Source organism: Dokdonella soli, from assembly GCF_039523175.1.
Lineage (GTDB): Bacteria > Pseudomonadota > Gammaproteobacteria > Xanthomonadales > Rhodanobacteraceae > Dokdonella_A > Dokdonella_A soli.
The window spans coordinates 47,296-69,682 of record NZ_BAAAEU010000027.1 but is presented as its reverse complement, the minus strand read 5'-3'; the positions used below and the strand labels follow the sequence as shown (position 1 = coordinate 69,682).

The following is a 22,387-nucleotide window of genomic DNA, read 5'->3' as shown; positions in this document are numbered from 1 at the left end:
TCAGGATTCGGTGGGCACATGCCGTCGGGTTCCGGCGGCGGGAAACAGCACCTCGACGCGCAGTCCCTGCCGATCGTCGGGATCCAGCAGGGACACGGACGCGCCATGCAGGTCCGCGATCCGCGCGACGATCGAGAGGCCGAGCCCGCTGCCCTCGCCGGCCGCCTCGGAACCGCGCTGGAAGCGCTCCAGCATCGCGGCGCGACGCGATGCCACGATGCCCGGGCCGCTGTCGCTGATCGTGAGCAGCGTGCGTCCAGCGCGCGAGGCGATCCCGATGTCGATGCGTCCGTGCGCGAAACCGTAGCGGATCGCGTTGTCGAGCAGGTTGCGCAGCAGCGTGCGCAGTCCCGGCTCCCAACCGTTCACGATGCGCGCCGACTCGTCGATCGCGCGCACGATCTCGATGTCCTTGTCGACCGCGGCGAGACCGAGCGCAGCCAGTTCCTCGTCCACGCAGCGGCCGAGGTCGACCGGGCCGAAATCGCGCGCGGCGGCCGCCGCATCCCAGCGTGCGAGGTCGAGCATCTGGTTGACGATGTGCGTCATGCGCTCGAGGCCGCGACGCGCTTCGCCGAGCGCATTCGCGCGGTCATCCGGACCAACGGCGGCCTGGGCGTTCTCGATATGCACCAGCGCACCGGCCAGTGGCGTGCGCAGCTCGTGCGCCGCGTTCGCGGTGAACTGGCGCTCATTCTCGAGTACCGCGCGCAAGCGGCGCAGCAGCCCGTTCAGCGCACCCAGCAAGGGCTCGATCTCCTTCGGCGCATCGCGCGTGCTGACCGGGCCTATCGCGTCCGGAGCACGCGCCTCGAGACGCTGCGCGATGGTCACGATCGGCTTCAAGCCTCGACGTACCGCCCAGCCGACCAGTACGGCGAGCAACGGCAGGCCCAGCAGCAGCGGCGCCGAATTCTGCAGCAGCAGGTCGCGCGCGATCTCGCGACGGCTGTCATAGCGCTCCGCGGCGCGCACGAAGCCATTGTTGCGCGTGGCCAGCGTGAACACGCGCCAGCGCTTGCCATCCTTCCTGATATCCGCAAAGCCGGGCGGCGCGGCGTCGAACGCGAGACTGCGCAAATCCTGGGTCACCAACTGCAGGTCGGAGGGATTCTTCCAGTACTGGAAGCCGACTTCGGTTTCGTACGGATGCCCTCTTTCCGAACGTTCCTTCGAGGATCCGGATCGATGCCAGTTCTCGATCTCGAGCGGCGCCTCGAGTGCAGGATCGGCGAGGCTGGCATGCTCGGCAAGCACCTCGATCGTGCGCGCATTCTGGGCCAGGCGCGCGTCGCTGAGCTCGTCGACTTCCTCGATGATCTTGGAGTAGGTCAACGCAAAGAACGGCAGCACGACCAGCGCGATGCAGGCGAGCGTCAACACGCTGAGTCGGGTCCGCAGCGAACGCATCATGGGCTGGCCTTGCGCACCAGCAGGTAGCCGAGGCCGCGCGCGGTCTTGATCGCGTCGGGTTGCAGTTTCCGGCGCAGGCTGTGCACGTGGACTTCGAGCGCGTTGCTCTCGACGCCTTCGCTGCCGTACAGCGCCTGCTCGAGGAATTCGCGCGTGACCACGCGTCCTGCGCGCTCGGCCAGCGTGCGCAGCAGCAGGAACTCGAGCCGCGAGAGTTCGAGCGGACGGCCCTCCCAGGTCGCCTGATGGCTGACCGTGTCGATCGCCAGCGCATCGACCTCGAGCAGCGCGCTCGCACTACCATGCGTGCGCCGGTGCAGCGCGCGCAGCCGCGCGGCGAGTTCGTCGAGTTCGAACGGCTTTATCAGGTAGTCGTCGGCGCCGGAGTCGAGCCCGGTGACGCGTGCGGCCAGCGTGTCCCGCGCGGTCAGCACCAGCACCGGCGTCGTGCTGCCACCCTGGCGCAACAGGCGCAGCACTTCGAGGCCGTCGATCTTGGGCAGGCCGAGGTCGAGCAGGATCACATCGAAATGGCCGGACTTCGCCATGGCGAGCGCCGCGGCGCCATCCATCGCCCACTCCGATGTCCACGTCCAGCGCGCAAGCGCGGTCTGGATGCCGCGCCCGAGGCTCGGGTCGTCCTCGACGATCAGGACGTGCATGGCCGGATCAGCGCGAGCATCGGCAGTCGCATATGCGTGATGGGGACAGGGTTCACGGCGAGTCGGCGGTCGGGCCAGGACAACGGTATCGAACCAGCGGGCAGCCAGTCTAAAGCCCCCAGCTTAGGAGAATCTTAAGGAACGACGGTCATCGGACGCATGACGAAGAATGTGCGTTTTCGAGAAGCCCCACTCTGGCCTATGCACGATCGAAAGCAGGTGGTCGCACGAAAAAGGCTGGCGCGGCTCCACGGCGATCGCGGGGGTCTTCTACGAAGGATCGAATCCATCCCTGAATATCTGATCGACCGCATACATCCAAAGCTGGCCGCTCTGGTCGGTGACGTAAAGCGTGCCGTTGACCACGATCGGACTCTGCCAATGCACTCCGCCGATCGAACCATCGTTCCACAACAGGTTCCCGCTGACCGGATCGCGCGCGGTCAAACCTGCCGATCCCGCATAGAAGACGATGCCGTTCGCAACGATCGGCGAAGTGCCGCTGTCCATCACGTGCCACCTCGGAGAAAGTGCGGGAATCCCGGTCGTGCCCATCACAAGTTGCAGACCCGCAATTCCATTGCCGTTGGCGATGAACAGCCACGTCGAGGAATCGACCCGATTGAACCAGACCGCGGGCTGAGTCAGGATCTCTCCACCCTGCGGGAGATTGATGATCTGCAGCTCGCCACCGAGATGACCAACGCCGGCCAAGCCACCCAGGCTGTCCAGGTTGAGCAGACGAATCTTGGCGTCCTTCCCACTCTGCGCGGCTAGATGACGAAATGCGCTACTGACAGGGACGGGAAGAATCGCCGGAGCGGTGGAACCAAGATCCTGGTCCGAGTCCTGCAGCGCCTGATAGTCGGTGGGGGTATAACTTGCCAGCGGCGAGCCACCTGCTCCCGTGCCGGAAGGACTCAGCGCAAGGACGCTGTCCCCCCAATCGTGATTGGGCGCCGACCCGCTGTTGCCGTCGAAGGGTCCATTTCCAGTCGCCATGTAGATGCGGTCGGTCCCGGCATCGTAGACGACGCCGGGGCGCGCCCAGATGGCGCTCTGCACCCGCGCGCAATCGGGCAATGCAAGCTCGACGAAGTGCACCGTCTGGTCGCTGCAATTCGCGTTGAATACGTTTTGCGTTCCCGTGCCAAGATTTATCGCGGTGATGTGGCCCTGATAGTCACCGGCATCCCCGGGATAGCCTCCATTGGCGACGTACAGGTAGCTCGAACCGTCCTGCGCGGTCGCGATGGTCAGCGCAGAGGATCCTTTCTCGATGTCCGGTTTGAGGGTTGCAAGCTGCGGCCATCCGCCGGCGGTTGTTTCGGCGCCGTCGTTGACTCCGTATTTGTGGACGTATCCGTCCAGACCGTAGCTGTAGACAAACTGGCGCGCGGGATCCACCGCCGGCGACGAGGTCGTGTAGCGCGGACCGGTTGCAGGATGCCTGGACCAGATGCTTTCGCCGGTCGACGCGTCGACCGCCAGCAACTCGCCATTCCTGGTCGTCAGGAACAGCAGATCCTTCGCGCCGAATGCCGTCGACACACCCGCAACGAACGCCGGCGCACCGTCCACGACATTGGAAAGCGTCACGTGACGAATCGGGCGCAGAGTCGACACGTTGGCGGGGCCGGGCGACGTCGAGATCGCGTGCTCCAGCGCATTGTTGCCGCCATGTGCCGCGTCGTAGTTGAATTGAAGCCAATCGGCGCAGGCGGCGGGAACGCATGTTCCAACGAACACCCCCGCCGCCAGCCAACCTGCGCCAACGAGCATTTTCATGGACGGGTTCCGTGAGTGCACTCACCGGCGTCATGTCGCCGGACCTGGGAGCCCGGCGACATGGCGTTGGGTGGGGACGCTTCAGCGTTGGCGAGCGAGGGCGGCCCCGGCGACACCCAGCGCCAGCACGAGGACGAGCAGCCCGCGGATGTCCAGCATGGGGAGCGGCTCGACCGGAGGCGGAGGCGGCGCAGCAGCTACGTTCGCGGTGCTGGTAACTCGAGCCGACGCGGTGCCTGGCGCATCGTCAGCGATCGTCACCGCTACCGTGAATGGACCGCTGGCAGCATAGGTATGGGTTGCGCTGACCTGAAACGCGCCGGCACTGCCGCTGATCGTTCCGGCACTCGTCGTGCCGTCACCCCAATTGACGGTTGCCGAAAAATCGCTCGCCACGTTCGCCGCATCGGCGTCGGTGAAGGTCGCCACCTTACCGGTGAAGGAGGTTCCCACGACCGCTGCGAAGGTGACCGGTGCCGGCGTCAGCACATCCGCCTCGGCGACCGTCGCCGTGGCAGTGACGCTCGTGGTCGCCGTACCAGGCGCCACTTCGGAAATCGTGATGCCGACCGGGAAGCTGCCCTCGTCCGCATAGGTATGCTGGCCCTTGAGGGTGAACGCGCCTGCGGCGCCGGCGACCGTACCCGCCGTCGTCGTACCGTCTCCCCAGTTGATGGTCGAGGTGAATGACGAGGCCGTCTTGGAAGGATCGGGATCAAGAAACGTCGCGACCGTTCCATTGAAGGATGCGTGCTCATTGACCGAGAAGTTGACAGGCGTTGCCGTCAAGCTGCTCAGAACATGTGCGGTGCTGGTCACGGAGGCCGTAGCGGTACCCGGCGCATCATCGCTCAAGGTCACGCTTACCGAAAAAGTCCCGGAGCCTGCGTAGGTGTGCGTTCCGCTGACCTGGAAGGAACCGGCGCTGCCGCTGACCGTGCCCGCAGTCGTCGTGGCGTCGCCCCAATTGATGGTTGCAGTGAAGTCGCCCACCGTCGCAGTGGACAGGGTGTCCGAGAACGTGGCCACCGACGTCGTAAAGCTGACACCCGGTGCTGCCGCAAACGTGACCGGTGAACCCGTGAGAACGTCGCGTTCGCTGATGATCGCGGAGTCCGTCGCCGTGGCGGTTCCGGTGCCCGGTGGCTGATCGGAAATCGTGACGGTCGCCGTGAACGTGCCTTCATCGGCGTACGTGTGCTGGCCCAGCACCGTGAATGCAGCGGAACTGACGGCGATCGTGCCTGAAGTCACCGCAGAACCGTCGCCCCAATCTATCGAAGCCGTAAACGAACTCGGGGTGGCTGCAGGGTCGTCGTCGATGAAGGTTGCGACGGCTCCGTTGAAGACCGCTCCTTCGCCGGATGCGAAATTGACCGGCGAGGCCGTGATGACGGTGGCGCCGGCCCAACCGGGCAGCGCAATCAGAAGCAAGGCGGCAATCCGCCACAGGAACGCCGCTGCAGACACCTTCAAGTTCATGGCCCTACCCCCTATCGGCATGGATCCCCCCATCAAGGCTTGGTGACAGCTCGATGGGCCTCAGCGCAATGATGCTCGATCGTCCTGCGTTTTCGAGCGCCGATCGTACATGAACTTGCGTTCCAGGAAACAAAAGCCCGCTAAAAGCGGGCTTTTGGGTCAAATGCAACAAAACCTATTACGGTAGATTTTAAAACGAAAGTCCGGAGCAGAACGGTAACGTCACACTCGCATGGCATGTCAAATTTGCTCATGCGCGTAGCGGGTGGATTCCATCGAGCGGTGTGCGCTGGCGTTCGGCGGTGGGCATGTCGTGCTGCCGTTGCGCAATAGGCGGTAGTTGATCCGGGGGCTCGGCAGCCACACGTTTCTTGCCAGCTACGGCAGCAAACCGGCGGCTCCCCCAGGCGGCACTCTGTGCCCCCTATGGATCAGCGCCGTGCACAACCACTTGGAGATACCCGACCACCACGAGCGCTTGACTGATCAGGGCCACGCCATTTCCAGCCGCGATCAAGTCGGCGACTGGACTGGATGCGGTTGAGGTAGCCGTGGATAGAGATCTTGAGCGCTTCCCACCAAAGGATGCTCTGGTGGCATGGCCTTGATAGGCCATCAGTGGGTATTGCCTTGCTGCGATCACGCTGTATACACTGTATACATGACTCGTTTGACCACCGCAGAAAAGATCCTTAAGGCCGCGCACAAATTGTTTGAGCGCGAGGGCGCCGATGCCGTGACCATGCGGCGCGTAGCCGATGCTGTGGGTATAACGCCAATGGCGATCTATCGCCATTTCCCAAACCGGGATGCGTTACTGAAGAAGCTCTCCGACGACAGTTTCAACGGGGTCGCGCATGAATGGGAATCGCGCTCACGGAACCCGGACGTGCTCAAGCGACTGATGGCTTTGCTGGAGCCCTACCTGGACTACGCGCTGACGCATCCGCATCTATTCGATCACGCCTTTTCCGTGCGTCGCGACGATGCGCGACGTTATCCCGAGGATTTTCGCGCGGGTCGGTCGCCGACCTTCAATGTCGCGCTCGACGCGGTAATCGAAGGCATGGCCCGGGGCGTGCTGAAACCAGACGATCCGCACGACGTCACGATGACGATATGGGCGCACCAGCACGGCCTGATCGCCCTCTACCGCGCCGGGCGTTTCAGCTATGACGAGGCGCAGTTTCGCGTCTTCTACCTACAATCATTGAGGAGATTGCTCGATGGCATCAAAACGTGATGGTTCTGCGCTGCCAGCTTGGTTGGCCGCGACCGCGCTGTCCGCCATTTGCTGGTGGTTCGGCAGCGGCCTGTATCCGCAGTGGTGGCTGACATGGCTCTCGCCTTTGCCGGTACTGTGGCTCGCGCCCCGGGTCCGCGCGCACTGGGCAGCATTGGCGGCCTTCCTGGCGTATACCGCCGGCGGGTTCAACATCCTGACCTACATGCACACGTACATTGGCCTGCCGGTACCCGTGACCCTGTACGCCATCTGTCTGTCCGGCGTGATGCTGACGCTATGCGTATTGCTGTTCCGGCGATTGCTGATACGTGGCCATGCGCTGGCAGCCGCACTGGCGGTACCGACAACATGGGTTGCTGCCGAATACGTCAACAGTCTGCTCTCGCCCCATGCCACGTTCTTCAATATCAGCTATACACAAATGGACGCGCTTGCCATTGTCCAGTTGGCCGCCATCACGGGAATCTGGGGGATTGGCTTCCTCGTGGTCCTGTTGCCAGCCGCTGTCGCGGTGCAGGCAGCACCGCAGGCCGTGAGAGGCGATCGAATTGCGGCGATGGCGCTTGCGGCGCTAATGATCATCGGTGCCGTCGCATATGGTGGCTGGCGACTTCAGGCACCGGTGACCGGAACGATGCACGCTGGCCTGGTATCGCTTCAGAAGCCGACGGCTGCTGCGCTGAATGGGCCCGAGGGACAGGCACTGGCGGCGCGCTACCTCGATGCATTCGACCGCTTCGCGAAGGCCGGCGCTCGAATCACGTTGATTCCCGAGACATCGTTCACCACCGCCGAGGCAACCATTCCTGCGTTCGCCGAGTTGGCCACGCAACGCGACCTGATCGTAGGCGCCGGCGTCGACTTCAAGGGTGATCCGCAGGCGGAGCGCAATATGCTGATGGTGTTCCAGCCTGGCGTCATATCACCCGCCACGTACAGCAAACATCATGTGCTCGTCGGCCTGGAGCAGTCCATGCCGGGCGACGGCTACACCCTGCTTGAGGGCACACCGCGCATCGGTTTGGCGATCTGCAAGGACATGGATTTCCACGATATCGGCAACGCTTATGCGGCGCGTGGTGCACAACTACTGTTGGTGCCTGCTTCAGATTTCATCGTCGATGGCTGGCTGCACAGCCGCATGGCGATCATGCGCGGCGTGGAAAGTGGCTTTGCCGTCGCGCGTGCCGCCCATGCCGGCCGGCTTACCCTGAGTGATGACCGCGGCCGTGTTGTGGCAGAAGCCTCCAGCGAACGAAGTGACGCCGAATTGGTGGGCAATCTACCGCTACGCGAGACGCGCACGCTATACGCGAGCTGGGGTGACTGGTTCGCGTGGCTCGACTTGATCGCTCTGGCGGCATGGCTGGTGCTGGCCTTCCTGCCACGCAGCACGTCAATGCAGATTGCAGCCAACTGACACCAGGATATGTGCAACATGTGCACATTCTGTCGTCATGCTTACATGCCAGATTCGAAATGTCCGCTATAGGCGTCGGAAGAGCAAACGGCATGTTCATCCCAGCGCTGCCGGCAGGTGTGCGCGAATGCCTGAGCTCTTCGCGCGAGAGATACGTCGTCGACGCGATTCGCTCGATGAGATCAACGGACCGATGTTCCAGAAACTCCAGTCCCCGCCCTATCGCTCTGAGACTTCGATGCGATGGTGTTTGCTGCTTTTCCTCGAGCTCGCAGCATCGAGAGCGCATACGATAGTGCGGACAGATCAGGAAGGCCCAACCGACCCCTGACTATAAAGAGGTAAGCGCTCGCCACTTTCCAATAGTGCGTATCTGCCAGCCCAACCCCTCGTGCCCATGCGAGACCTTCGCTCCGCGTCGTTGCGCTGAAGCGAATTTGACAACGTCCGATGGTGCGAGCCAAGAAGCAAAACGGCGCCCAGATCAACTCTGGGCGCAATGCGCTAACCATCTGATACAGAAGACGAATTGCTCTTTTGTTTAAATCAAAAAGCGCGATTCGCGCTAGAACGGAATGTCGTCGTCCTCGAACCCATCCGACGGAGGTGGCGCGGATGCCGGTCGCGATGCGGACTGTGGCGCACGCGAAGGACCGCGCTCGGAACGCTCGCCGCGATCGCGGCTGTAACCTCCGCCACCGCCACCGCCTCCTCCACCACCGCCGTAGCTACCGCCGCCCTCACCGCCACCGCCCGGGCCACCGAGCATCTGCATCTCGTTCGCCACGATGTCGGTCGTGTAGCGCTCGATGCCTTCCTTGTCGGTGTACTTGTTCGTGCGCAGCGAGCCTTCGATGTAGACCTGCCGGCCCTTCTTCAGGTACTCGCCGGCGATCTCGCCGAGCTTGCCGAACAGCACGACGCGGTGCCACTCGGTGCGCTCCTGGTTCTCACCGGTCTGCTTGTCCTTCCAGTTCTCGGAGGTCGCCAGACGGATGTTCGTGATCGCGCCGCCGTTCGCGGTGTAGCGCGTTTCGGGGTCGGCGCCCAGATTGCCGACCAGGATGACTTTGTTGACGCCACGTGCCATGAACGGATTCCTCTGCCGTGAATTTCGACGAATGGCGCGCAGGATACACCGCGACCGGTACGACCTGCGCGTCCCCTCGCCGCTGCGCCGCGTCCGCATGGGGTGCGACGCTTTGTCAGCGTTTTCGGACGCGCCCCGCGCGCGTCGGCTTCTCGCGCCGGCCCGTTATACTTGCGGCCTTCGCGTCCAGGATACCGTCCTTGATCTCCGCCGCCCCGCTCCCCGCCGCCGCGCTGCGCATCGAACGCTTCGCCGACGTCCAGGCCCTCGCCGCCGCCGACATGGCCGCGGTCGACACCTTGATCCGTACGCGCCTCGCTTCCGACGTGGTGCTGATCAACCAGGTGGCGGAGCACATCATCGGCGGCGGCGGCAAGCGCCTGCGCCCGATGCTGCACCTGATCGCCGCGCGCGCGGCCGGCTACGGCGGGCGCAACCATCTGCAGCTTGCGGCACTGATCGAGTTCATTCACACCTCGACGCTGCTGCACGACGACGTCGTCGACGAATCGGACCTGCGCCGCGGCCGCAAGACCGCGAACGCGCTGTGGGGCAACGCGGCGAGCGTGCTGGTCGGTGATTTCCTCTACTCGCGCTCGTTCCAGATGATGGTCGAACTCGACAGCATGCGCGTGATGCGCATCCTCGCCGACACCACGAACCGAATCGCCGAGGGCGAGGTACTGCAGCTGCTCAACATCGGCAATCCGGATACCGCCGAGCAGGCGTATCTCGACGTGATCGAGCGCAAGACGGCGGTGCTGTTCGCTGCGGCGACGCGGCTCGGCGCCGTTCTCGCAGGCCTGCCGGCCGAGCAGGAAGATGCGCTCGCGCGCTACGGCCTGGACCTCGGCTACGCATTCCAGATCGCCGACGACGTGCTCGACTACGCTTCCGACGCCGGCACGCTCGGCAAGAACATCGGCGACGACCTCGCCGAGGGCAAGCCGACCTTGCCGCTGATCATCGCGATCGCACGCAGCGCGCCGGCGCAGGCCGCGATTCTGAAGCAGGCGATCCAGACCGGCGGTCTCGATGCGCTGGACGACGTACTCGCCGCGATCCACGCCACCGGCGCGCTGGACGCTTCGCGCGAGCGCGCGCATCGCTACGCGGATTCCGCGCGCGACGCGCTCGGCGCGTTGCCATCGTCGGATGCGCGCGATGCGCTCGCCGTGCTCGCGGACTACGCGGTCGACCGAACGCGCTGACGCATTACCTCGCCGCGAACGCGTCGTCGAAGAACAGGTGCATCTGCGCGAACGCGCGCTTCGCGGTGCGCTCGTCGTACTTGCAGCCCGGCACCTCGCCATGCGCAGTCGGGATCGCGAAGCAGTGCACGGCACCGCCGTAGCTGACGAACTGCCAGTCGACGTTCGCGTCGCGCATCTCCTTCTGGAAGCCGGCGATCTGCTCCGGCGACTCGAACTTGTCGTCGGCGCCGTGCAGCACGAGGACCTTGGCCTTGATGTTCTTCGCGAGCGACGGATCGTCAGTGGCAAGGTTGCCGTGGAACGAGACGATTGCCTGCACGTCCGCACCGCTGCGCGCGAGATCGAGCGTGGTCGCGCCGCCGAAGCAAAAGCCAATTGCGCCCCAATGCCTGCCATCCAGCGGCGCCTTACCGACCTGCGCCTTGAGCTGCGCAAGCGCGCCGTTGATGCGCGCGCGCAGATCGACACGATGCTCGTACATCGACTTGGTGGCCGCACCGGCCTCTTCGGGCGTCTTCGGACGCACGTCGACGCCGTAGACGTCGGCGACCAGGATCACGTAGTCCTTGCCCGCGATCTGTTTCGCCAACGCGATCTGGTTGTCGTTCATGCCGAGCCAGTCCGGCGTCATCACGACGCCAGGACGCGGCGTCTTCACCGCGGCGTCGTAGACCAGTGCGCTCTGCATCTTCTTGCCACCGACCTCATAGCCGATCGGCCGGACGACCATCTCGGCGTGCAGCGGCACGGCAAACACGGAAACAATGACGATCGCGAACAGGCGTGCGAGCATGATGGACTCCCGGTTTCGAAGTGCGCGCATGATAGTCCTTATCGCGTGGACGGTGATCATGCGCGCCGGACCGGCTGCTAGACTTCACATTCCATGACCAACCTTGAGGATACGATGCGACTTGCCACGTTGAGCTTGAGTGTTGCCGCGCTGCTTGCAAGCGCCGCCGTCGCAACCGCCGCGGTCAAGCCGGAAACCGCGATCCGCTACCGCCAGAGCGCCTACACGATGATCGGCTGGAACTTCGGACCGCTCGCGCAGATGGTGAAGGGCAAGGCACCATGGGATGCAGCCGAGTTTGCCCGGCACGCCGATCGCATCGCATCGCTGACGCCGCAATTGCTCGAAGGTTTTCCGGAAGGTTCAGCTACCGGCGCGAAGACCGAGGCGAAGCCGGACATCTGGAAGAACATGGACGACTTCAAATCCAAGATGGACGACCTGGTCACGCAGTCCAAGGCGCTTGCCGATGTCGCCAAGAGCGGCGACGAAGCAAAGATGAAGGACCAGTTCAAGAAGACCGCTGGCGCGTGCAAGGCCTGCCACGACAAGTACCGCAACGAAGATTGATCGGCGCCGCATCTTCGCAGCGAACCATCGCTCGCACCTCGTAGGAGCGGCTTCAGCCGCGATGCTCGTCTCGCCTCGTCGGCCAAAGGCATCGCGGCTGAAGCCGCTCCTACCGACGCTTCGTGTGCGATCTAACTCGCCGATCCCCAAGCGACCAGCGCCCATACCGCACCGGCACTGAGTGCCAGCAGGAACAGCGCGCGCCACGACGATACGAAACGCAATGTGCGCACGCGGTCGAAGCGTGCTTGCCCATGCAGCATCGGCGCGACCAGGTTGTCGTTCCTGATCACCCAATGCAGCAGCACGGCGCCGACATGCAGCACGATCAGGAGCAGCAGCACGTAGCGATTGAGATGGTGGATGCGCGTCATCAGCGAAACGGTTGCCTCGGACATGCGCTCGACCCATGGGCCTGCCTCGCTGATGTCGTCGCTGGTGAACAGGCCGCTGACTGCCTGCAGCGCGACCGAGCCGAGCATCAACAGCGCCGACCAGCTCCCAAGCGGATTGTGGCCTGGCATATGCACCACGCGGCCGTGCAGCGAATCGGCGATGTAGCGAAATACTGCGCGCGGCCCACGCACGAAGTCGCCGAAGCGGCTCGTCTCGGAACCGGCGAATCCCCACAGTACGCGAAACAGGATCAGCGCCAGCGTCGCGTAACCGAGCCAGTAATGCCATGCCATCGGCAGCCAGCCGAACTCGCCGCTCGCGTACTGCAGCGCGATCAACGCAACCAGAGCCCAATGGAATAGCCGCGTCGGCAGGTCCCAGACGCGAATGTAGTCGGAAGCAGGTGAATTCATCGGATGTGCGGCGTGCCAGTCGCAGCGAGCATAGCAGCGCCAACCGCCGCAACACCCGGTCTACACACTACTTCGCGTGCCATTCGTGGACGGTGAGCTTCGAAGCGCCGCTCAGATGCAGCGGGTCACCATGCGCGATCGTGGTCGCTTCGTCCAACGTGGCCGCGCGCAGCAGATAGGCGCCGCCGGACTTGTCGCTGAACGGTCCGGACAATTCGACTCGATCGTCCGCGCGCAGCTTATCGAGAAAATGGCAGTGAGGCCCGATCACTGCCGGATCGAATTCCGGAGTGCGCAAGGCGATAACGAGATAGCGGTTCATGGCGTATGGAGTCTTGCGCAATTGGGAAACGGCGGCGCACCGAAAGCGCGCCGCCAGCAGGTAAGAGCGTCGACTGTCAGTCGAGATAGGCCGGAATCTTCGGCAGCGCCTTGAAATCCTCCGGATCGTGCTGGACCACGAAACGCGCCTTGGTGTTCTTCACGATCCGCTCGACGCGATTGATCGAGGCCAGCGTGTCGGCACGACTGACGTTGAAGCGCGGCACGCGCGCGAACTCGCGATTGGCGCGGCTATGGTAGAGGTCGCCGGACAGGATCACGACGCCGGTTTTCTTCAGCCTGACCTCGAGCACCTGGTGCCCCGGCGTATGCCCCTGCGCCTTGAGGATGCGCACGCTGCCGTCGCCAAACACATCGTAGTCGCCATCGATCATCTGCGTCTTCGCGGTCTTGTAGGCGCTGATGTTGTCCGGCGAAACGCCGAACGGTGGTGGATTCGCGAGCGCCGAATTCAACTCGGCCTTGTTGAGGATCCAGGTCGAGCCCGGAAATTCGTTCGCGTTGCCGGTGTGGTCGAAGTGGAAGTGCGAGAACGCGACGTAGGTAACGTCCGCCGGCGCAAGGTCCAATGTCTTCAACTGATCAAGCAGCGTGACCGGAACCGTCACGTGCACGCCCGGCTCGGGCTCGGCGCCGTCCGTGTTTGCGGCGAACTTGTCGCCGAGCCCGGTATCCCACAGCAGGATGCCTTTCGGATGACGGATCACGAAGCACGGGTCGGCGATCTCGCCCGGTTTGCCGTCGTATTCGCCGGTGTCGGCGAACTCGCCGAAATCCTTGAACGTGGCGTGGCCGCAGTCGAGCGTGTAGAGGCGCACTTCATTCTTCGCTCCCTGCGTGGCCGATGTGGCATGCGCCAACGGCGCGGCGAGCAGCATTGACGCGAGTGACAACGCGAGGCCTTTCGAGGTCAGATCGAGCATGTGTGGATTCCTTTGTCCTGATCCGGGGATGCGCGTGGTCCGAGAGACCATGCGCCCGGCGTGCAACTGCCGGACTCATGAGCTGGGATACGCCCCGTGCATTTCAAGATCACTGCATCAAACGATGCCGAGCCCCTGGATCTGCCCGATCGACAAAGGATCGAAACCTGCCAGTCGCGCGAATGCACAACCGCGCTCGGCATAGTCGCGGAACTGGTCGAAGCTCGGTGCGCCGGGCGACAGCAGCACGACGCCGTGCACCGGCGTGATCGCGCGTGCGATGCGCATCGCGTCCGCGAGCGCGGCGGCCGCCTCGAGCCGGTAGGCGCCGCCGGCGAGACGCAGGGTTTCGTGGATGCGCGCTCCGTTCGCCCCCATCGTCACGATGGCATGCGGCGGCTGCGCATGAACCTGCCCGGCGAATCCGCGCCAGTCGAGACCGCGTTCGTGGCCGCCGACGAGTACCGTCACCGGCCGATTGGAGAAGCTCGCGAGCGCTTCCCATGTCGCCTGCGGCGTCGTCGCGATGCTGTCATCGACCCAAGTGAGCCCGTCATGCTCGCCCAGCGTCTGCAGGCGATGCGGCAACGGCCGGAACGCGGTGATTGCCCGAGCGGCCGCGATGGCGTCTTCGCCGGCCGCCTCGATCACGGCGAGCGCGGCGCAGAGATTGAGTGCGTTGTGCGGGCCCGGCAACGGCGAGGCGGCGAGATCGAACACACGTTGTGCGTCGCGCAGGATCGCGCCTTCCCCGACATGCCAACCCGAGGACTCGCCGAATGCGATGCGATGCGGATGCGCGCCTGTGCGTGCGACCAGTTCGCCTTGCGTCGCGTTGACGATCAACGTCTTCGCGACCGCTGCCAGCGCGAGCTTGTCGTGCGCATAGCGTTCGCGCGAGCCGTGCCAGTCGAGATGTTCCTCGTAGACGTTGTTGATCACGCCGATCTCGATCTCGGCGGCCTCGCGCGTCTGGAAGCTCGAGAGTTCCACCACCCACCAATCGGGTATCTGTGGCGGATCGAGCAGTTCCAGCAATGGCAGGCCGATATTGCCAGCCAGCGCGACACGCTTCCCGCGCGCGCGAAGCAGATGCGCGATCAACGCGCTCAGCGTGCTCTTGCCCTTGGTGCCGGTGACCGCGATCACGCGCGCCTCGGGATGTTCGACGAACCACAGCGCAGTGCCCGAGGTGAAATGCGCGCCGTTGTGCTGCGCCTCGAGGATCTCCGGCCGGTACGCGCTGATGCCGGGTGACTTGATCACGACATCGAACGCGGACAGCGCGGCGGCGTCCGGTGGCGTGGTGATCGGGACAAAGGCATCGCGGCTGAAGCCGCTCCTACCAGAAGAAGAGTCTCCCTGTAGGAGCGGCTTCAGCCGCGATGCTTCTTCCTCCAATAGTCGCGCCTCTGCCTCGTTGCAGAACACCGTCACCGGCAAGTCCGGCACTCGCGTGCGCAATGCGGCCAGCGCCGCACGACCCTCGCGGCCGTAGCCCCAGACCGCAACGCGTCGGCCGGCAAGATCAGCGATGCGCATCGACGAAGCGCAACAGCCGCCCGGGAATCCGGTGCTCGCCAGCCGGCGCGATCAGCGCATCGAGGTCGAGCTCGGCACGATCCAGCAGCGGCAGGATCTCGTCGGCAAAACGCGCAACCAGCGCATCCTCGCGCCATTCGGCGCGCGTCGCGAGCGTGGCCATCGCCGCGCGCGATTCGACGCCCTCGCCGACGCATTCGAACGGCTTGTGGTCGCGGTATTCCATCAGCGCATCGAACGCCGGCGCGAGCGTCGCGTCATCGAGCAGGTTGCGCCCGAAGATGCCGAGCAGGCGCGGCTTCGGCATGAACGGCGCCAATGCGAGGAACACGAAATGGCATTTCGGGCACTGCCCACACCAGCGATCCGCCGGCTTGGGCCCGAGAATGCGGAAGTTTCGGTTGCAGCTCGAGAACGCATCGTCATAGTGCGACGTGCGTGCGAAGCGTTCGGCCACCGCGAGTTCGGACAGTGGCCGCAGCAACGAGAAATAGTCGAGGCCGGCGGCGACACGCGCATGCAGCAGATCGTGGAACGTGCGCTCGAATTCCCAGCTCTTGCTCCACTGGTGATTGACCGGCTGGCCGTCGTATTCGAGCGTCGCACTCGACGCCGAGCGCTCGTTCGAGAACGCGATCGCGTCGTAGCCATATAGAACCGCCGCGACCGCGAGAATCGCCGAATTGATCGCGGTGACCGGAATATGCCCGTTGTACGCGCCTTGCCGGTTGTACTCGAACAGCAGCGGCGACAGTTCGCGACGGATGTTCAGCATGGGCAGGCCGGTGCGCTCCGCGCATGCGGCAATCAGCGGCGAGTTGCCGACCCATACCGCGGTCGCGTCCTCACCGGCGCGTTTCAGGATCTCCACGCTGACCAGCGAATCCTTGCCGCCGCCAATCGGCACCAGCGTCCGGGGCGGCTGGATCAACCATTCTTTCAGGTCGTCATCCCGGCGAAAGCCGGGATCCAGCTTTCTTCCGTCAAGCAGAGGAGCTGGATGACCAGCCTTCGGCTGTTGTAAAGCGCTCCGGCTTTCGCCGGAATGACGAGATACAGGAAAGCGGATGCGCCCGCGCAGATCGAGCTTGTTGTGATACGCGAACTCGCCCAACCCATGCAGATACAGTGCATCGAGGAACGCGACTGTCGCTGCATCGAGCTGCGTGCTCTCGACCCGGATCTCGCTCGGCACACCGGCCTTGTAGTAGCTGACGCCGGCCACGAGATGCAGCAGATCGAGCGCAGCCTCGAACGCGGCGGCGCGCTCCGGCGCGAACGCCGGCGCATCAGGAAACACGATGCGCTCGACCATTTCCGGACCGTCGTCGAACGCATACACCAACGAGGCGACGCCATCGGCGTAGTCGCGGCGAACGAATCGGAATGTTTGCGCAACGCGCGGGTCACTCAGCTCGTTCATGCGCGCCCCACCCTTGCAGCGCCGCCTTCCTTCTCCCTCTCCCCTCCGGGGAGAGGGCCGGGGTGAGGGGCCGTCGCTGCCAACGCCACAACAATCTGTTCCAGCACACTCTCGATACTCTTCAGCACGTCATCATTCCAGAAACGCAGCACACGGTAGCCCGCGGCCTGCAACCATTCTGTCCGCCGCGCATCCTGGCTCGCCTGCGCGACATGATGGCCACCATCCAGCTCGACAATGAGCCACGCGCCGGTACACACGAAGTCGGCTATGTACGGACCGATCTCGTGCTGGCGGCGGAATTTCCAGCCCAGCAATTGGCGGTTGCGCAGATGTCGCCACAGCCAACGCTCCGCATCCGTCTGTCCGACTCGCAACGCCCGGGCATGAGCGACGTTAGCGCGTTGCATGACGGCCCCTCTCCCTGGCCCTCTCCCCGGAGGGAGAGGGGACAAAAACGTCGTCCCGCCGGCTGGACGCGTCACAGCACCACCTCTTCCGCCGGCTCGCGCAGGTTGTAGCGCGAGGCCATTACCGCGCCGTAGGCGCCGGCCTGCGCGATCAGCAGCACGTCGCCTTCACGGCATTCGGGCAGGCGCCGGTTCGCGCCGATCACGTCGCCGGTTTCGCAGATCGGACCGACGACCTGGACCATCGCGGCGGATGGTTCATCCAGGCGGCTCAGGTTGACGATCTCGTGCCAGGCCTCGTACAGCGCCGGGCGGATCAGCGAGTTCATGCCGGCATCGACGCCGACATAGCTCACCGAGCCCTTGCGCTTGGTTTGTGTCACGCGTGCAAGCAGCACGCCGGCATCGGCGACGAGGAAGCGACCCGGTTCCATCCAGAGCGCGAATTGTGGATACGCACGCTTGACCTCGGCGAGTGCATCGCCCAGCGCGGCAAGGTCGAGCGCCGTCTCGTCGGGGCGCGACGGCACGCCGAGACCGCCGCCAATATCCAGCGATTCGATGCGGCTGAAACCTTCCGCGAGGCTGGCCAGTTGCGCGTATACCGAGCGCCAGTGCGAGGCATCGAGGATGCCCGAGCCCAGATGCGCATGCAGGCCGACGATGCGCGCACCCGCCTTGCGCGCGAGCGCGCGGAACTCGTCGACCTGCTCCAGCGCGACGCCGAACTTCGAGGTGACGCCACCGGTCTTCACCTTGTCGTGATGGCCGCGGCCGGCGCCGAGATCGACGCGCAGATGGATGTCCTGATTCGCGAACAACTCGCTCCAATGCTGCAGCGGGTGCAACGCATCGAGCGTGACTCTTACGCCGGCCGCGAGCGCAGCCGCATATTCCTCGCGCGGCGCGAAGTTCGGCGTGAACAGGATGCGCTCTGCCGGCAGCGCGGATACCGCGGCACGAACCGCCTCGACTTCGGCGAACGACACGCACTCGAACGCGAAACCTTCTTCGTGCAGCGCGCGCAGTATCGCCGGATGCGGATTCGCCTTCAGCGCGTAGTGCCAGCGATCCACGGTGCCGAGCGCGCGTAGCGACTGCGCCTGGGCCCGCACTTGCCCCAGCGAATACACATAACGGGGCGATGCTTCGGCGGCGAGCTGCAGCAGCTTCCCGCGCTCGCGCCGCCACCAGGTTTCGCGAGATGCCGGAGCGCCGTCGTCGGCCAGCTGGCGCCAGCTCGGACCGAACACCGCGCCGTCCTCGACGCGCAGCGCATCAGCGCGGATCAGGAGTGTGTGCAGGCGCGGAATCAGATCGTCGACCAGCGCCTCGTCGATGACGAAGGTGAGATTCAGGTTGTTCGAGGATTGGCTGATCAGGTGCACGTCGAGTGCGCCGAACTCGGCGAGCACGGCCGACAATCGATGCAACTGCGCACGCATGCCGCGCCCGACCAAGGTGATCGCCGCGCACGGCGCGATGACCTTGACCCGGCAGATCTTCGCGAGATCCGCGGCAAGTGCGGACAGCACATCGGAATTGACCAGGTTCTCGGTGGGATCCAGCGACACGGTCACGTTGGTCTCGGCCGAGCCGATCAGGTCGACCGACAGGCCGTGCCGCTTGAACTCGCCGAACACGTCGGCAAGGAAGCCGACCTGCTGCCACATCCCGACCGTTTCCATCGACACCAGGGTGACGCCCTTGCGCGCGCTGATCGCCTTCACGCACGGTGCCGCGTCGGCCGCGGCGGCACGGATCTCGGTGCCGGCCAGATGCGGGCGATTGGTGTCCTTGATGACCAGCGGCACGCCGGCGCGGCGCAGCGGTCCGAGCGAGCGCGGGTGCAGCACCTTGGCGCCGGTCGTCGCGATCTCCTGCGCTTCCTCGTAGTCGAGCCGCGCGAGCAGGCGCGCCTCGGGCACGATGCGCGGATTCGCGCTGAACATGCCGGGCACGTCGGTCCAGATCTCGACGCATTCGGCCTTCAGCATCGCGCCGAAATAGCCGGCCGAGGTATCCGATCCGCCGCGACCGAGCAGCACGGTCTCGCCGTCACCGTTGCGCGCGATGAAGCCCTGCGTGATGAACACCTCGCCGCGTGTGGCCAGCTCTTTCGCGAACGCCGCTTCCGGCGCTGCCGGCACGGTCGCGGACAAATGGCGCGCCCATGCGCTCTGGTTCGCCAGTGGCTGCGCGCGCAGATGCTCGCGCGCATCGAGCCAGTTCGTGGCCAGCCCTTGCATGCCGAGGAATGCGGCACCAAGCGTGCTCGACATCAGCTCGCCGAGCGCGAACACGTCGGCAGCCCAGGGCAGTGCGGACTGCGACCGGCGCGGATCGGCGATCAGCTGATCGAGTCGCGCGAGCCAGCCATCGAGCGCGTTACGCGTCGGCAGTTCGAGGTCGCGATGCAGCGAATGATGACGTTCGACGATGCCGACCTGCGCCTCGCGGCAGCGTGCCTCGTCGCCGCGCGCCTCGGCGATCGCCTTGAGCAGGTCGGTGATGCCGGACAGCGCGGACACCACGATCAATACGTTGCGGCCGCGCGCATGATGCTCGGCGGCGATGCGCTGGATCGTCTCCCAGCGCGGGCGCGTCGAGACGCTGGTGCCGCCGAACTTGGCGACGACCCAGGGTCTGCCGGGGGCGTCGTGGCTCGTGGGCAGCGTCGCGGCAGACCGCGACGCGCGGGCGTCGGTGGAACTCAAGGGCGTGTCCTCGGTGCGAATGGGCCGTAGAGCGCGGCATTCTTTCGTGCGCCGCAGCAGAACGCAACGAGGTGGCCATGATCAGTCGGAATAAGGGCGCGGCGCAGGCGGACAACCGGATGGCGCCCATCGGACGGCCTGCTCCGGCTTCGGGATCAGTGCGGTGACGACGCCTCGACGCGAACCAGGTGCAGGTCGTTGAACTTGCGCCTCTCGATCAGCTCATGCACGTGTCCGGCGGCATCGCGCCGGAAGACCAGCAGGTTCCTTTCGTCGCCGCCATCCATGAACACGTCCTTCGCGACCGCGTCGAGCGCAACGCGCTTACCGCCGGCCTTGGTCGTGTAGAACAACTTGCCGCCTTCGACGCCTACCGTGAACGCGCGCTCCGGGCCGTAGCGGTAGGTGCCGGGGTAATCGTCCACGTGCAGGTCACGGACATCGAGCGCGGGCGGCGCCGTCGGCAACGTCACGTCGATCGAGGCGAGCAGCTTCCAGTCGCCGTCCCGACGCACGAACGTGTTGCTGAAGATGTAGCGCACCAGGAGCTTCTGGTCGAACACGCTCTCGCGTTCGAAGAACTCGCCGCTGAGCACGGCGGTGTCGCCGTGGAGGCGCAACTCGGGATCGCGGATCTCGATGCTGCCCGAGAAGCCCGACGGGAACGGGTGAATGGACTTGACCGCCTCCGCCTTGTCCTGGCGCCGTCCGAATTCGTCGATCACGATCGCGTCGTCGGCCAGGATGCGCTGCCACACCTCCGCCCTGCCGGGCGGGATTGCATCCATCAACTCCTGGGTCAGGTGCATGAATGGCGCCGGGTCCGCGCGCTCGATCGCGGCAACAGGCAGGGCCAGCAGCGACAGGGCGACACAACCGGCCACGCTGCAGCGTACGGCGATCTTTTCCATGGGAACCTCAGCCGGGAGACGCGTTGTGTGCGATTGGAGAGGGACGATGCGCAGCACGCATCTGCCGACAGTCATGTTCGCGGGCTTCGTCGATCGGCAGACGGGCGGCCGGCAACTCGGGCATGATCGGCGCCGACCCGACACGGGAGCCGGAACCGTGATGCCACGAACCCGCCTATGCGACCGCGCATGACAGAGCGCAGCCTCGCGCAGAACGATGCGTTCGCAGCACCCGCCGGCCACACGGGTTGCATCGTCGGCAGCCACACCCTTGGAGAGCAGGCATGAGCGAAGCGGGCACCGGCACGCAGCAGACCGTCGGCTATGCACGCCGGCTCAACGCCTGGGACGCCTCGATGGTCGTGGTCGGCGGCGTGATCGGCTCCGGCATCTTCCTGACTCCGGCTGCGATTGCGCGCCACACCGGCTCAGGCGGAGAACAAATGCTGGCCTGGGCGATCGGCGGCGCGATCGCACTGATCGGCGCGCTCTGCTACGCCGAACTCGGTGCGCGCCGGCCTACCGCGGGCGGCGGCTATGTGTACCTGCGCGAGGCGTTCGGACTGATCGTCGCGTTCGTGTACGGCTGGAACCTGCTGGTCGTGAACCACTCCGGCGCGCTCGCCGCGGTCGCGACCGTGTTCGTGCAGTATGCCGGCGCCGCATTCGGTGTGACGGTCGCCGATCCGCGCCCGTACGCGGTCGGCACGATCGTGTTCCTGACCGGCATCAACTGGTTCGGCATCCGCGCCGGCTCCCTCGCCCAGAACATCCTGACCGTGCTCAAGCTCGCCGCGATCGCGGCGCTGATCGTGATCGGCCTCATCGCACGCGGCGCACCGCCGCCGAGCGCGGCGCCGGCGCCGATCAATGCGTTCGCCTTCGGCGGCGCGCTGATGCCGGTGCTGTTCTCGTACGGCGGCTGGTACTACGTGAACGACATCGCCGGCGAAGTGCGTGAGCCGCAACGTACGATCCCGCGTGCGCTGGTATTCGGCATGCTGCTGGTGGCCGCGTGCTACCTGCTCGCCAACTTTTCCTATCTCGCCGTGCTCGGCCATGAAGGGCTCGCGTCGAGCATGGCGCCAGCCGCGGACCTGATGCGTCGGGTATTCGGCGAAGCCGGTGCGCGCCTGATCGCGGCCGGCATCGCGATCTCGACGCTCGGCTTCTGCAACATCTCGATGATCGGCGCCGCGCGTGTGTTCCAGGTGATGGGTGCGGACGGCGTGTTCTTCCGCTCCGCCGGCCGCCTGCATCCGCGCTGGCGCTCGCCGAACATCGCCCTCGTGCTGCTCGCGGTGTGGGCCTGCGGCCTCGCGCTGACCGGCACCTTCGACCAGCTGCTGAATTACTCGACCGTCGGCGACTGGCTCGGCATGGCCGCGGTGATCGCGACGCTGTTCTGGTACCGGCGCGCGCGCGCGGCGGAGCCGGTCACGTTCCGTGCACCGTGGTATCCGGTGTTGCCGCTGCTGTTCCTCGCCGTGGTGCTGTGGATCGTCGGAGTGACGATCTGGCAACACCCGGCCGATGCCGGCATGGGCGCACTGATCACGCTGGCCGGCCTGCCGGTGTATTTCATCTGGCGGCGCCTGCCCGCCCGCTGAAACGGCCGTGCGACAATGGGCG

Annotated in this window: 19 protein-coding genes; 5 read left to right on the top strand and 14 right to left on the bottom strand. The window is 65.2% G+C overall.

Annotated features, from left to right (window positions below):
- The 4 genes from ABD002_RS18485 to ABD002_RS18470 form a co-directional block, all read right to left on the bottom strand.
- Entirely contained in the window at window positions 1-1,413 is a 1,413-nt protein-coding gene (locus ABD002_RS18485) for an ATP-binding protein (protein WP_343793872.1), read from the bottom strand.
- Window positions 1,410-2,075 (bottom strand): response regulator, encoded by a 666-nt coding sequence (locus ABD002_RS18480; RefSeq protein ID WP_343793870.1) that lies wholly within the window; start codon window positions 2,073-2,075, stop codon window positions 1,410-1,412. The genes ABD002_RS18485 and ABD002_RS18480 overlap by 4 nt, the downstream gene beginning before the upstream one ends.
- A gap of 270 nt (window positions 2,076-2,345) precedes the next feature.
- Window positions 2,346-3,863, bottom strand: a complete 1,518-nt coding sequence (locus ABD002_RS18475; RefSeq protein ID WP_343793868.1) for an outer membrane protein assembly factor BamB family protein — start codon at window positions 3,861-3,863, stop codon at window positions 2,346-2,348.
- Between the two features lie 81 nt (window positions 3,864-3,944).
- Window positions 3,945-5,345, bottom strand: coding sequence for a hypothetical protein (locus tag ABD002_RS18470; RefSeq protein WP_343793866.1), 1,401 nt, complete (start codon window positions 5,343-5,345; stop codon window positions 3,945-3,947).
- 661 nt (window positions 5,346-6,006) lie between these two features.
- Here ABD002_RS18470 and ABD002_RS18465 point away from each other — a divergent pair.
- Together ABD002_RS18465 and ABD002_RS18460 are read left to right on the top strand one after the other, a co-directional pair.
- The gene (locus tag ABD002_RS18465; RefSeq protein ID WP_343793864.1) at window positions 6,007-6,588 is read left to right on the top strand and encodes a TetR/AcrR family transcriptional regulator; all 582 of its coding nucleotides are present in this window, start codon (window positions 6,007-6,009) and stop codon (window positions 6,586-6,588) included.
- Window positions 6,572-8,011: a nitrilase-related carbon-nitrogen hydrolase gene (locus ABD002_RS18460; RefSeq protein ID WP_343793862.1), complete on the top strand. Its 1,440-nt coding sequence runs from the start codon at window positions 6,572-6,574 to the stop codon at window positions 8,009-8,011. The genes ABD002_RS18465 and ABD002_RS18460 overlap by 17 nt, the downstream gene beginning before the upstream one ends.
- 565 nt (window positions 8,012-8,576) lie before the next feature.
- On the opposite strand, the gene ssb is transcribed toward ABD002_RS18460, so the two are convergent.
- A complete protein-coding gene (gene ssb / locus ABD002_RS18455; protein ID WP_343793860.1) occupies window positions 8,577-9,101 on the bottom strand; it encodes a single-stranded DNA-binding protein in 525 nt (174 codons plus the stop codon).
- 281 nt (window positions 9,102-9,382) lie between these two features.
- On the opposite strand from ssb, the gene ABD002_RS18450 reads away from it, so the two are divergent.
- The gene (locus ABD002_RS18450) at window positions 9,383-10,312 is read left to right on the top strand and encodes a polyprenyl synthetase family protein (RefSeq protein ID WP_343793899.1); all 930 of its coding nucleotides are present in this window, start codon (window positions 9,383-9,385) and stop codon (window positions 10,310-10,312) included.
- Between the two features lie 4 nt (window positions 10,313-10,316).
- On the opposite strand, the gene ABD002_RS18445 is transcribed toward ABD002_RS18450, so the two are convergent.
- The gene (locus ABD002_RS18445) at window positions 10,317-11,108 is read right to left on the bottom strand and encodes a dienelactone hydrolase family protein (protein ID WP_343793858.1); all 792 of its coding nucleotides are present in this window, start codon (window positions 11,106-11,108) and stop codon (window positions 10,317-10,319) included.
- Between the two features lie 114 nt (window positions 11,109-11,222).
- On the opposite strand from ABD002_RS18445, the gene ABD002_RS18440 reads away from it, so the two are divergent.
- A complete protein-coding gene (locus tag ABD002_RS18440) occupies window positions 11,223-11,678 on the top strand; it encodes a c-type cytochrome (protein WP_343793856.1) in 456 nt (151 codons plus the stop codon).
- 131 nt (window positions 11,679-11,809) lie between these two features.
- Here ABD002_RS18440 and ABD002_RS18435 read toward each other — a convergent pair whose 3' ends face one another.
- The 8 genes from ABD002_RS18435 to ABD002_RS18400 form a co-directional block, all read right to left on the bottom strand.
- Window positions 11,810-12,487, bottom strand: coding sequence for a cytochrome b/b6 domain-containing protein (locus tag ABD002_RS18435; protein ID WP_343793854.1), 678 nt, complete (start codon window positions 12,485-12,487; stop codon window positions 11,810-11,812).
- Between the two features lie 67 nt (window positions 12,488-12,554).
- Window positions 12,555-12,809, bottom strand: a complete 255-nt coding sequence (locus ABD002_RS18430) for a YciI family protein (RefSeq protein WP_343793852.1) — start codon at window positions 12,807-12,809, stop codon at window positions 12,555-12,557.
- Between the two features lie 76 nt (window positions 12,810-12,885).
- Entirely contained in the window at window positions 12,886-13,752 is an 867-nt protein-coding gene (locus tag ABD002_RS18425; protein WP_343793850.1) for an N-acyl homoserine lactonase family protein, read from the bottom strand.
- Window positions 13,753-13,869: 117 nt separating this feature from the next.
- A complete protein-coding gene (gene murD / locus ABD002_RS18420) occupies window positions 13,870-15,294 on the bottom strand; it encodes a UDP-N-acetylmuramoyl-L-alanine--D-glutamate ligase (protein WP_343793848.1) in 1,425 nt (474 codons plus the stop codon).
- Window positions 15,281-16,717 (bottom strand): UDP-N-acetyl-alpha-D-muramoyl-L-alanyl-L-glutamate epimerase, encoded by a 1,437-nt coding sequence (gene murL, locus ABD002_RS18415; protein WP_343793846.1) that lies wholly within the window; start codon window positions 16,715-16,717, stop codon window positions 15,281-15,283. The genes murD and murL overlap by 14 nt, the downstream gene beginning before the upstream one ends.
- Window positions 16,714-17,127 (bottom strand): endonuclease domain-containing protein, encoded by a 414-nt coding sequence (locus ABD002_RS18410; RefSeq protein ID WP_343793844.1) that lies wholly within the window; start codon window positions 17,125-17,127, stop codon window positions 16,714-16,716. The genes murL and ABD002_RS18410 overlap by 4 nt, the downstream gene beginning before the upstream one ends.
- A gap of 71 nt (window positions 17,128-17,198) precedes the next feature.
- Window positions 17,199-19,802: a bifunctional aspartate kinase/diaminopimelate decarboxylase gene (locus ABD002_RS18405; protein WP_343793897.1), complete on the bottom strand. Its 2,604-nt coding sequence runs from the start codon at window positions 19,800-19,802 to the stop codon at window positions 17,199-17,201.
- Window positions 19,803-19,999: 197 nt separating this feature from the next.
- Window positions 20,000-20,755 carry a nuclear transport factor 2 family protein gene (locus ABD002_RS18400; RefSeq protein ID WP_343793842.1) on the bottom strand — a complete coding sequence of 252 codons (756 nt, stop codon included), beginning with the start codon at window positions 20,753-20,755 and terminating at the stop codon, window positions 20,000-20,002.
- 284 nt (window positions 20,756-21,039) lie between these two features.
- Here ABD002_RS18400 and ABD002_RS18395 point away from each other — a divergent pair, with 284 nt between their 5' ends.
- Window positions 21,040-22,365, top strand: coding sequence for an amino acid permease (locus ABD002_RS18395; RefSeq protein WP_343793841.1), 1,326 nt, complete (start codon window positions 21,040-21,042; stop codon window positions 22,363-22,365).
- The last annotated feature ends 22 nt before the right edge of the window (window positions 22,366-22,387 follow it).

Coding starts and splice junctions, on each gene's coding strand:
- ABD002_RS18435 (WP_343793854.1), bottom strand. CDS start 12,487: ATGAATTCACCTGCTTCCGACTACATTCGCGTCTGGGACCTGCCGACG.
- ABD002_RS18475 (WP_343793868.1), bottom strand. CDS start 3,863: ATGAAAATGCTCGTTGGCGCAGGTTGGCTGGCGGCGGGGGTGTTCGTT.
- ABD002_RS18425 (WP_343793850.1), bottom strand. CDS start 13,752: ATGCTCGATCTGACCTCGAAAGGCCTCGCGTTGTCACTCGCGTCAATG.
- ABD002_RS18410 (WP_343793844.1), bottom strand. CDS start 17,127: ATGCAACGCGCTAACGTCGCTCATGCCCGGGCGTTGCGAGTCGGACAG.
- ssb (WP_343793860.1), bottom strand. CDS start 9,101: ATGGCACGTGGCGTCAACAAAGTCATCCTGGTCGGCAATCTGGGCGCC.
- ABD002_RS18485 (WP_343793872.1), bottom strand. CDS start 1,413: ATGATGCGTTCGCTGCGGACCCGACTCAGCGTGTTGACGCTCGCCTGC.
- ABD002_RS18460 (WP_343793862.1), top strand. CDS start 6,572: ATGGCATCAAAACGTGATGGTTCTGCGCTGCCAGCTTGGTTGGCCGCG.
- ABD002_RS18445 (WP_343793858.1), bottom strand. CDS start 11,108: ATGCTCGCACGCCTGTTCGCGATCGTCATTGTTTCCGTGTTTGCCGTG.
- ABD002_RS18470 (WP_343793866.1), bottom strand. CDS start 5,345: ATGAACTTGAAGGTGTCTGCAGCGGCGTTCCTGTGGCGGATTGCCGCC.
- ABD002_RS18450 (WP_343793899.1), top strand. CDS start 9,383: ATGGCCGCGGTCGACACCTTGATCCGTACGCGCCTCGCTTCCGACGTG.
- ABD002_RS18440 (WP_343793856.1), top strand. CDS start 11,223: ATGCGACTTGCCACGTTGAGCTTGAGTGTTGCCGCGCTGCTTGCAAGC.
- ABD002_RS18430 (WP_343793852.1), bottom strand. CDS start 12,809: ATGAACCGCTATCTCGTTATCGCCTTGCGCACTCCGGAATTCGATCCG.
- ABD002_RS18395 (WP_343793841.1), top strand. CDS start 21,040: ATGAGCGAAGCGGGCACCGGCACGCAGCAGACCGTCGGCTATGCACGC.
- murD (WP_343793848.1), bottom strand. CDS start 15,294: ATGCGCATCGCTGATCTTGCCGGCCGACGCGTTGCGGTCTGGGGCTAC.
- ABD002_RS18480 (WP_343793870.1), bottom strand. CDS start 2,075: ATGCACGTCCTGATCGTCGAGGACGACCCGAGCCTCGGGCGCGGCATC.
- murL (WP_343793846.1), bottom strand. CDS start 16,717: ATGAACGAGCTGAGTGACCCGCGCGTTGCGCAAACATTCCGATTCGTT.
- ABD002_RS18400 (WP_343793842.1), bottom strand. CDS start 20,755: ATGGAAAAGATCGCCGTACGCTGCAGCGTGGCCGGTTGTGTCGCCCTG.
- ABD002_RS18465 (WP_343793864.1), top strand. CDS start 6,007: ATGACTCGTTTGACCACCGCAGAAAAGATCCTTAAGGCCGCGCACAAA.